The organism is Mucilaginibacter sp., from assembly GCF_039207105.1.
Lineage (GTDB): Bacteria > Bacteroidota > Bacteroidia > Sphingobacteriales > Sphingobacteriaceae > Mucilaginibacter.
The window spans coordinates 27483-38525 of the sequence record NZ_JBCECK010000043.1 but is presented as its reverse complement, the minus strand read 5'-3'; the positions used below and the strand labels follow the sequence as shown (position 1 = coordinate 38525).

8 protein-coding genes and 1 pseudogene are annotated in these 11043 nt (G+C 39.8%); 6 read left to right on the top strand and 3 right to left on the bottom strand.

From position 1 onward, the window contains the following. The coding region (locus tag AAGC65_RS11260; protein ID WP_343112548.1) for a TrlF family ATPase at window positions 1–2454 on the bottom strand (2454 nt) is incomplete at its 3' end. 398 nt (window positions 2455–2852) lie between these two features. On the opposite strand from AAGC65_RS11260, the gene AAGC65_RS11255 reads away from it, so the two are divergent. The 6 genes from AAGC65_RS11255 (at window position 2853) to AAGC65_RS11230 (ending at window position 9786) form a co-directional block, all read left to right on the top strand. Further along, window positions 2853–3014: a hypothetical protein gene (locus tag AAGC65_RS11255; protein WP_343112547.1), complete on the top strand. Its 162-nt coding sequence runs from the start codon at window positions 2853–2855 to the stop codon at window positions 3012–3014. Between the two features lie 184 nt (window positions 3015–3198). Further along, window positions 3199–3753: a BfmA/BtgA family mobilization protein gene (locus AAGC65_RS11250; RefSeq protein WP_343112546.1), complete on the top strand. Its 555-nt coding sequence runs from the start codon at window positions 3199–3201 to the stop codon at window positions 3751–3753. Between the two features lie 8 nt (window positions 3754–3761). After that, the gene (locus tag AAGC65_RS11245; protein WP_343112545.1) at window positions 3762–4712 is read left to right on the top strand and encodes a DUF5712 family protein; all 951 of its coding nucleotides are present in this window, start codon (window positions 3762–3764) and stop codon (window positions 4710–4712) included. A gap of 18 nt (window positions 4713–4730) precedes the next feature. After that, window positions 4731–6785, top strand: coding sequence for a conjugal transfer protein MobC (gene mobC, locus AAGC65_RS11240; RefSeq protein ID WP_343112544.1), 2055 nt, complete (start codon window positions 4731–4733; stop codon window positions 6783–6785). Window positions 6786–7523: 738 nt separating this feature from the next. Then, window positions 7524–8159: a hypothetical protein gene (locus AAGC65_RS11235; RefSeq protein WP_343112543.1), complete on the top strand. Its 636-nt coding sequence runs from the start codon at window positions 7524–7526 to the stop codon at window positions 8157–8159. A gap of 589 nt (window positions 8160–8748) precedes the next feature. After that, window positions 8749–9786 carry an IS110 family transposase gene (locus AAGC65_RS11230; protein WP_343112542.1) on the top strand — a complete coding sequence of 346 codons (1038 nt, stop codon included), beginning with the start codon at window positions 8749–8751 and terminating at the stop codon, window positions 9784–9786. A 128-nt stretch (window positions 9787–9914) separates the two neighbouring features. Here AAGC65_RS11230 and AAGC65_RS11225 read toward each other — a convergent pair whose 3' ends face one another. Both AAGC65_RS11225 and AAGC65_RS11220 read right to left on the bottom strand, forming a co-directional pair. Beyond that, window positions 9915–10745 (bottom strand): universal stress protein, encoded by an 831-nt coding sequence (locus AAGC65_RS11225; protein WP_343112541.1) that lies wholly within the window; start codon window positions 10743–10745, stop codon window positions 9915–9917. 61 nt (window positions 10746–10806) lie between these two features. After that, a pseudogene (locus tag AAGC65_RS11220) lies at window positions 10807–11043 on the bottom strand (pyridoxamine 5'-phosphate oxidase family protein); the annotation flags it as partial.

Sequence of the window (11043 nt, the reverse complement as noted above, 5' to 3'; positions counted from 1 at the left end):
GTCCAATAAATACCTGACCGCAGCTTTCAGATCAACTTTTGATACAAAAGGGAAATCATTTTTATCAGTCATGGCATCGAACATTGTGGTCAACCAACTTAGGACATCCTCAATATCGAACGGAGATATACCGGTATTCTTTTCTTTAAGAAGTGGATATAAATCAAAATTGGCCTTTCTTCCGTCCATCAACGCAGTAATTTTACCCCTGAATTTGGGAAAATTGAATTGTTGGGTACCAATGATCTGTAACCTGTCATTTTCCAGTAGTTGTGTACGCGGGTCAAAACTTTCGATCATCTTAGAATATTCGTTGAAATTCGCTCGATACCCATCGAAGATTTTCGTTTTATCAGTTATAAGCGCAGTTTCATTTTTAGATATTTCCAGTGCGATCTGATTAATACCAGCGAGCTTTTGAGTGTCCTCATTAACAAGTTTTTCTAAAGCTTCGATTTCGGATTTGATTAGCTGATCCTGTACATATGGCTGTAACTTGGCTTTGATCTCAGCCTGCCGTGTTGATAATGGTGCAGCAAGCCGGCTAAAGATATTCTCATTGATAAATTGCTCATTTTCGTTCAAAGCGAAGCTTGAATTGATCGCTTCTACGGTCTTTAATGCGGTGTCCACAATTGCATATTCGTTTCTATAGAAAGTAGAGACAGCCGCATTTTCGATGGAGTTCAAAACATTGTCCCTTCGTTGGATCAGGTCTGTCAATATGTTTTGAATATCTGCATTGAACGATCTGATCTTTGAGTAGTCGTTCCTCAGTTTTTTTAATTCGCCTTCGATCTCAGAACTTTCGATACTTAACTTATTGTATTCGGAGATCTGCTCTTCCGTCAACCCTGCACTCTCCTTAAGTTTTGCGATCTTTTCCTGATTGGTTTTAATTGTCGATCTGAGTACATCGGGATCTCCTTTTTGGCTAAGATCTTGTCTTTGTTCTGCTATCTTATCTTTTAATTCAAAGTACGCGTTGATTGCTAATTCTCTTTTTAGATCGTTAGATTTTAATTGAGATAAAAATGACTGATATTTTTCATTGTAAGTTTCATCTTCCAATAGAAGTCCACGGACAAGCTTTACCAGTTCATTCCCTTTTTTGTTTTCTGGTTCAGCTAATTTGGAGAGGTAATTTTGCGGAATGTATTTGATTTCCGGAAGGATGCTAGGAACGCCATCTTCTCTCGTTATACTTTGGGAATGTCCGGAGCCGATAGTGACTTCAAAATCGAAACCGGATGGAAAGGTATAACGATAACCACCTTCCTTATCGCCGCCCTTTAGAATAGTTCTATCAGGCAGCAATGTTTTTGCAATGTTATATAGTAGTATAGATTTGCCAGAAGATTTGCCGCCGATGATAACATTAAGGTTGCGATTGAAATATACAGGTTCGGGTGTAAAAAGGTTGTCATTTCCGATGTATCTAACATGGTCGATAATCAACTTTTCATCTTTAATATCGGGTTCAGTATCCTGAATTTTAACCCGTTGTTCCGGTTCAAACATAATCTGTTTAAATCCATTGAAATCGAGCGATCCCTTTATCCAGGTAAATCGTTTGAAAAGGTCTTCCTCTTTGTGAGCGTCACAGCCGACAAGGCAGGCCTTAAATGACCCCCTTTCTTTTAAAACCAATTTTCGCTCGTTCGATTTATCTTCGTCCAATGCGTCTGGATCACCATCAAGTCTTTGGCCAAGGAAATAAATGATATCTTTTTTATTGGCAGAAAATATGGCGTTTGATATTTCATAGATCGTTTTTCTGACACCATCAAGTCCGCCTGGCTCTCCCTCAAAAAGATCATAATGTTTCTGTACAGCGGAATTCCCATCTTTATTCGAATTACTTACTACTACAATGGTATTGTTTCGGAATGATGAATTGCTATCGAGAATATCTTTTAACGCTCGGATATCTACGACAAAACGATCAACTCCTTCTTTGTAACACAATTCATCAGAAGGGGTGTCGGAAATGAACGTTTTACCGTAAGATATTATTCCAGCTCTGTTCATTTTTTTTCCGGCCTGATTCTCTATCGTATTGAAAAAATCATTTTCAAGGTCGTTGACATATTCAGGATTAAATAAGCAATGAATATTTATCAATTTCCCTATATCAGTCGCGGGCATCATACGTAGTTCGACATTGGGAAATATAAAGATCTTGCGGATCTGAGAAATTTCATCAACTGTAAATAATGGCTTTCCTGCACTATCGGCCTTGTGTTCAAGTTCTGCGATAAACTGTGTAGCGGCTTTGTAGTTATCAATTGAAAAATAATCGGTGATCGCTATCGCAGCAAGCTGCTGTTCCAGCGCTTTTCTAAAGAAATGCGAAAAAAAATCGTCTATGGATACCGACGTGAAAAGGTCATTCTTATTTGTACCTTTTGTGTGGACATGGACATTCCACTTTCTCCATTCTGAACCTCTCATAGTAATTGTGATGGCTTAGTTTAAGGTTATTACTGAATTAGTTAAGCTAATATACAGTTGTTCAAGTAATCATAGTATGGTAATCCACAAATCTATTTGAATTTGAAACTAAAAGCTCCGAAGACTCGCTTCCGGGGCTGTACTAATGATTCTCGTACACATATTATTGGGGTGTCCGTCGAGCAAAAATGTAACTTTTAGCCTCATATGGTGGCTCCGCACGAAGCTGATCAAGAAGTGTGACAAAACCCGAGGGCTCAACAATTTGGATGGCATAACGCTGCCCCAGAGCTTGGTTATTAGGCTTGAAGATATTTGTCAACCTCGCCTTTATTTTAGGCAAGTTGTCAAAATGTAAAATATTCACTCCGCAAATTTGAGTATCAAATCAGATAGTTATGAAAAACAGCGAAGTAAGACTTGACCTGAAGGGACGGAAATTCAACGGCCATATCACCAAAATAAAGCGCGTGCGCACTGAGCCGCGTCAGCGGATTCGTCAGTTATTGCGCTCCTTCGAACCGCTGGAGCTGTCGGGCACTTGGCCAGACAGCTGTTAAAATTGCGTCCTTTCTTCAAAGAAAAAAGGAGCAAGCGGAAGTTGGGCATAGCCCTACTTTGCTTGCCCTGCACTTCGCTACGGGGTTTTTAAGCATTCTCCGAGAATGCTTGACCGTGCTCAGGATAAATTATAGACCGTTTTTAGCATTCCCACAGGAACTACAAGCCACAAAATTCGTTAGGATGACAGAACAAAGCAATTACAACCGAACGGTAAAATATACCACAGCAACGGACGAAAAACTACAGAAAATGGCCGATCAGACTGGTCGTACCAAGCGAGATTTTTTTATTCAGATGGTAGAGTATTTTTATAAGACCAAGAAGGACCCAAAAGATATCAACGATGAGTTACTAAAGAAAACCTTAATTAAAAACCACGACACGTATATCCGGTTTATCCGCACACAGGAAGATAGGCTGCTCATCCCTTTAAAAGAGGAAATTGACCGGATGATAAACAACCAACGCGAGATCGTCAAATACTTCAACGAGCAGGTGATCGGTGCCAACAAATCCATTTTATCGGGCCAGGAAATGCAGGCCGCAAAGTTGAAGGAAACCGATAAACTCCTTCAAGCAGTTTTCGGACGGATAGACAGCAAGGAGAAGCTAAAAGCAAAATTCCTGCTCATCCTTAACGGGTATATCAAACTGCGGGAAGAGGTCAGCAGCTTAAAGAACCGTGAAAAAGACGAATTGGCCCAAGGTTTCAGAAAACAAGTTGCAGACTTGTAAGCATTTCTATGTACATCAATATCACCGACAGCGAATCCGGCAACAATAAGGGAAGCAGTAAACAACTTGTGCATTATCTCGGTAAGGAAAACCGCCTGTTTGATAACCGAAAGCCTGAACAATGGTTTAACGGAACAAGCAAGATTAATCCATCTCATGAGGTAGGCAGCAAGCTGGATAACAACGTTGCCAAGTTAGGCCATGACGATGCCAAATTTTTCCTTATTAATATCAGCCCGAGCCAAAAAGAGATCGCCTGGCTGAAATCACAGTACGGTGAGGATGGCGCTAAAGAGATGCTTAAAAGCTTTGCCGTTGGAATTATGGATAAGTATGCCAAGAACTTCGACCGCCCCGGTATCGAAAGCAATAAAGACCTGCTTTGGTTCGGCAAACTGGAAAATCACCGCTATTACAGCCATAAAGACCCCGAAGTTAAACAAGGGCTGCAAAAACGAGGCGATGTAAAGCCGGGCGAACAGATGCACATACAAGTTATCGTTAGTCGCAAAGACATTACCAACAAGATCAAACTTAGCCCCATGAATAAATCAAGGGGCAAAAATGCGGAACATTCCAAAAAAGTCGGTCAGTTTGACCGCTCAGCCTTCAAAGCATCGGGTGAACAGCTTTTTGATAGCCAATTTAAATTCGAGCGCGACCTAAAAGATACTTTCCGTTACGTCAATGCACAGAAAAACGGCAGCTTGGAGCGACGGATGGCTGTCCGCAGGGAACATCGGCAATCAACTAAGCAGTCACCACCACGACTTGCGGAACAAAAAATTAAGATAGCTATTAACTTACTGGATAAAGAGCATCGTAACGATGCGACCTACCTGCTGCAAGGTTCGCCGGATAGCCTGCTCAAATCATTGCTTGATACCAGGGACAAAGACGACGGCGCACCGCTCAACACCCGAAAGAAAGGCAAAAGATGTAAAGGATTGAACCTATAAACCATCAATGAAATTGTTATGCAAACAGGAGAAGATATACAGGGATTAAGAAAGATCATTGATTTTACCCGGCTGTTAAGCCTATTTGTTTTAAGTATTCACTTTTATATATGCTGCTATCCCGCATTTGAGGGATGGCACTGGACTGCCGCGATCACCAATAGGCTATTGGTGAATATAAGCAAGACGGGCTTATTTAATGACATGCTAAAACCCAAACTGGCTGCATTGTTATTGTTGGCTGTTTCTCTGCTAGGCGCAAAAGGCAAAAAGGATGAAAAGATCGGGAAAGACATTATTGCCGTTTACATCGGCGCCGGGCTGCTGCTTTATTTGAGCAGCATACTTTGCTTTTACCTGAACGCCGCACCTACTATTATCGCCATCAGTTACATGGGCATCACCGGCCTGGGCTATCTACTTGTTTTGACTGGCGGCGGGCGCTTATCCCGGCTGCTCAAACTGAACCTGCAAAAAGACATCTTCAATAACGAAAACGAAACGTTTCCCCAGGAAGAACGCCTGCTCGAAAACGAATACTCGGTTAACTTGCCGGCCAAATACAACCTGAAAGGTAAAATCCGCAATAGCTGGATCAACTTCATTAACCCGTTCAGGGGATTACTGGTGTTAGGAACACCTGGTGCAGGCAAAACGTATTTCGTAATCCGGCACATCATCGACCAGCATATCAAAAAAGGCTTTTCGATGTTTATCTACGATTTCAAATTTGACGACCTGACGAAACTGGCCTATAATAAACTGAAACTATACTGGCGCAACTATAAAGTCAAACCCAAATTCTACATAATCAATTTCGATGACCTGTCCAAAACACACCGCTGCAACCCACTCGATCCGCAAAGCATGGATGATATTACAGACGCAACCGAAGCATCGCGAACAATACTATTAGGATTAAATCGAGAGTGGATACGGAAACAAGGCGATTTCTTCGTCGAGAGCCCAATCAACTTTTTAACGGCCATTATCTGGTATTTGCGCAAGTATGAGGATGGCAAGTATTGCACGTTGCCCCATGTCATCGAACTGATGCAGGCAGATTATGAAGAATTGTTCCCCATCTTAATGGAGCAGGAAGAGATCAAGGTACTGATCAACCCATTTGTTTCAGCTTACCAAAACAAAGCCAAAGAACAGTTAGAGGGACAGATAGCCAGCGCGAAGATCAGCCTGGCACGCTTGTCATCGCCGCAGCTTTACTACGTATTGTCAGGTAATGACTTCACTTTGGACATCAATAATCCCGAAGACCCTAAGATCGTTTGCATGGGCAACAATCCGCAAAAGGTACAGGTATATGGTGCGGTACTTTCGCTGTACATTTCCCGAATGATCAAATTGGTTAATCAGAAAGGCAAATTAAAGAGCAGCCACATCTATGATGAGTTTCCAACGATCTATGTCGGCGGCGGTTCGGGCATCGATGGACTTTTGGCAACCGCCAGAAGTAATAAGGTGGCTACTACTTTGGGCATTCAGGACTATAGTCAATTAAAGAAAGATTACGGTAGAGAACAGGCAGAAGTTATTATGAATATTGTCGGCAATATTATTAGCGGCCAGGTTACTGGCGATACTGCCAAACAGCTTTCCGAGCGTATGGGCAAGATTATGCAGCAGCGCGATAGTGTGAGCATCAATGGCAGCGACACTTCAATTAGTAAATCTACGCAGCTTGACCACGCTGTACCCTCCTCAAAAATTTCAAGTCTATCATCCGGTGTATTCGTCGGTATGGTCGCTGACGACCCGAGTGAGAATATTGCTCTAAAGGCTTTTCATTCAGAGATTCAGAATAATCACGCTGCAATCCAAGCCGAGGAAGATAATTATCAGCAAGTACCAACTATTAACCCGGTCTCACCGGATGATATCCGGGAAAATTACTTAATGGTTAAAGCAGACGTTCACAATTTAATTAAAACAGAACTGAAAAATTTAAAGCTGAGAAAGTCTGTGGAAAAAATGTTACCTGAAAACAGAAACACGGATAACGAAACTTCCACAAATTCCACAACCGAATCGCAGGGGCCTTTTATTATCTTGTAAGATACGAAACCGAGATTCAACACCTACACTTCGTGAACGTTGCATTGAAAAAATAGCTTATCGATAACGTTAGTCAAGCCACTCCCCTGCCACATTACCAGACTCGACAGCTAAATCGTGTCATAATTTAATAATTAGGTAGCTACTTAATAGGTAAAATATGACAAATCATTATGGGCAATTTAATTAGAGGCAAATTGTGGCCTCAAGTAATTGGATTATAGACTTATTACTTAGGAAACAATTCACTATGAATGCCACCTAGTATAACGGTATGTTTTATAGAACACAACTGGAAATATTATTATTAGATATGAGAAATATTGAGTAAAAAAACGTTCATTAATTTATAATAATTATGCTTTATTCATTATTATTATAATACTAAATTTGATGTAATTATCTATAAATCAGATTGAAATAACAGTATTCGTTGGTTTTTAGTTATAATTACTAATACCTGTAATCAATTTAACTTCCATTATACTAAATACTTTTTAATAAATCTAACTCACTACTCTTAAATACCAAGTGAAGAATATTAAAAAAACAACTGACATCGAATACTTACAAAGGTTGTGATTAGTCAGGTAGTTCGATGATTTGCCTGATTAGAAAGTGAAAATTGATTTATATAGCTTGGAGTAACTCTCCAAATAATCTATAATGGTCGAGATTATTCATTCAAAAAATCAAATGACAATTAACCATATTTATTCACCATTTAACTTTTAGATCATGTATAACGTAAGTGCATTCGCAGTTAAAAACGGCGAAACAATCGATGTGACTATTTCTGGTAACTTATCTGATTCGTGTCGAAGAGCCATAATCAGGGATATCTATCCGGGCGGAGATATTATTTATGTTCGAGACCCTGGCGAAGCTCAAGTCTTTATTAAGGAATGGTCTGTAAACGATACAGCAGTTTGTGCTATGGTTCTTATCCCTTGGAGCGCAACGATTTCAATTCCCACAACGAAAGACATTGTCTCCGTTTTTATAAATGGTCACAAAGCGACAACTGTTAATGTACTCTCTGATCATGATCAATATAATGTTTGGGAGTTAACAGGTGGCATTATCCCTCCCAATGGCTCATATTCTATACTTCCTGCTTCCGTTAACTTAGGGCATCCCTGGGACAAACAATATGGGCCCGATAATTATAAGAGTTGTTCAGAGTGGATTCTCAAACAACCTCGTCGCCAACCTTTAGAAGTCGATCTTGGGATTGATGGTGGCGGAAGCGAGGCCCCACGTGGTGTTAGCGTTGACGCTGGCGGGGGCGGTGAATTTCCACGGGGATTGAAAAACGAAGGAGGAGGTGAAGTACCTCGTGGGCTGTTCACGAGCCCACGTTTTATTTATTAGCAATAAATATTGTAGGTGAAGCATAAAATCAGCATCATCTACAATTTTTTCGATTTATTGAATCATGATAACAAACAAGGTAAAAGGCGGGTTGTCGGGGACAATTCAGTGAGTTCCACAAACTTAGAGAAAGTTTTAGCAAAGCTAAATTGATTGGAATCAAAGTACCCCCTTATTTGTTAGCTTTAGAAACGAGATTAAACCGGCTGTCTTATGGTATGTGTATGATTCAACTACCCGATATGGAAATAATCTTTAATATCCTAAAGTCCTTTAACTGGTATTGCGCTGTATAATCTAATATTACAAGTAAAAGGAGAAAACTTTTGAAATGCAAAGCTATTGGTTTCAAGAAAAACGACATAGCGAATTAACGTTTATCTGAGGAAAGACCTACAGCAAGATTTAGCCTATGTCGTTTTTTTGAAATATGAAAATAGCAGAAAGATCCGACTGAAATGAGGAAGAGCTTTTCGAGCCAAGAAATTTTTGCTGAATAGTCACGTAGATTTACAGCATATCGAGTCCGAAATACATTGAAATGACTTTAATCCCCGCTTCAATCCATGTTGCTAAATACCGAAAATTCATGCTTAAAAACAAAAAGTTTACCTATTTTATTGGAATTGATATTTCGCGGAATGAACTTGATTTTGCTGTGATGCAAGGGAACAGTTTTCTTTTTCACAAAGAGATCAATAACCTAGCAGATGAAATTCAAACAGTGATAGCTGAATTAAAGCAATTACCGAAATTTAGCGTAAGTAAAGCCATATTTGGCATGGAGCAAACTGGTTACTATTCCAGCTATTTAATTAAATGCTTGAAAAGAATTAAGGCCAATATCGTTATCGAAAATCCATTGCATATCAAAATGTCATTGGGTAACATACGCGGCAAGTACGATAAAATAGATGCTATACGGATCGCCCAGTATATATACAAAAATCGGGATTGTGTTAAATTCTATGTTCCAAGAAGAACAATTATTGAAAAGTTAGCTCATTTAACTTCACTTCGAAATCGAATGGTTAACGTCTGTAAAGCTTTAGAGACACCTATTCAGGAGCAAACCTTGTTTGTTCATAAAGGTATTGATAAACAGACATCGGCTTTATGTAAAGAGAGTATTGCTGCAATTAAAGAAGACATCTTAAAAATAAATACAAGTATAATGGAGATCATCAATAATGATGATTCAATAAAACGCCTTTTTGAAATAATTACTTCTGTTCCAAGTGTCGGCCCGGTAACCGCTATCCAAATTATTATTTCTACCAATGAATTTAAGGATATTTCAGATCCTAAAAAATTTGCTTGCTATGCCGGTGTAGCTCCTTTCAAAAGAGAATCCGGAATATCCATTACAAAACCGAAAATATCAGCAGTGGCCAATAAGAAGGTTAAGGCATTACTACATGTATGTGCACTTGGAGCTACCAGATTTCTGCCTGAAATAAAAGAATATTATAAAAGAAAAACGGAAATAGACGGTAAACCTAAGATGGCAGTATTAAATGCCGTAAGAAATAAGCTGATCCGAAGAATTTTCACTTGCGTAAATCAAGATAGATGTTTTTTAAAAGATTATATAAGTCCTGCAAATGAAACATCGACTAATTGCTAGACCTCTATAAATTATGAGCAGCAAGTCGAATTATAATCCTTCTGGGATGAAGACCCATGCATGGAAAAATTACTTGCTGCTTAATTAAATAGACCTGGTTTGTTATTACTCCAGAAGCATGTTAATTCTTAAATACGTTGTCCGTAAGTGTTATCTGTGGCGTCCAATATAACAGGTGGTAAACTGTGGCCAAACAAACGCGAAACCCAGCTATGATGGCCGTGAGTCATCGCAAGTAACCCCACCCCCGTTTGATAACAATGCGCTTTTAAACGAGGTGCAACCATATTGCCAAACAAAGTTTCATAGGGAACACCTTCTTGTTCTAAAAAGGTACGGAAACTGAGTTCATGGTCAAAGTCTTCATATAACTCCCCGGGTTTCACAACGTGCACCGCTTCCAAATTTAATCCAAGTGATCGCGTCAATGCTATTAAGCTATGAACAGCTGTTTTATCTCCTTTTGCAAAATCGGTCGCAAAAACTACTTTTTTGAGCTCGTCTGTATGGGTTCCTTCCGGAATGATCAACACAGGTTTAAGGGAATTTTCAACTACCTCTTTTATTTTACTTCCAAAAAGAACCGAGTCCAATTTCTTGCCGGATCTGCCCCCTACGATAACCAGGTAAATCTCTGGTCTTTCAGTGAGCCGTTTGATATCATCCTTAAAACTATCCTCACCGGAAATAAAGCTGATGGTTGGCAGGTAATCCGCTTTCTGGATCGCTATACGCTTAAGCGATTCAACCTCACCAAGTAATTTGACCTTATTGTCATCCATTACTTGGTTAGCGCCGACTACAAACGTCGCCTGGCACCCCGCCGGTATCGCTGTCACCTCCTCCGTTGAATGATATAGCAGCATATCCATTTTTAATTTAACACAAATCCGGACGGCTGCAGCTTCCGCGTGTCGGGCATTTGCGGTAAAATCCGTAAGCACAAGTAACTTTTTCATAATATTTAATTTTGTGCGTTATAGTTCACATGAAAATTATCGATACATATTTGTCGTTTCCTCAGCCTTCCTGCTCAAACCGGCCACTCTTCTTTGTTATTTTAATTTTATAAATAATCAAGTCTTTGCTGGTACCGATATCATATTGATTATCTGTAATTCCATGCGAGGGATGTGCGTTAGCTGAATTAGCCAGATGCGGGGACATCGCGTCAATTATTTTTTGCATAACCATTTCGCTTTCTGCAACGGCAGTTATTTCTTCAAATATGCCCCAGCAAATCACGCTTTGCCAATT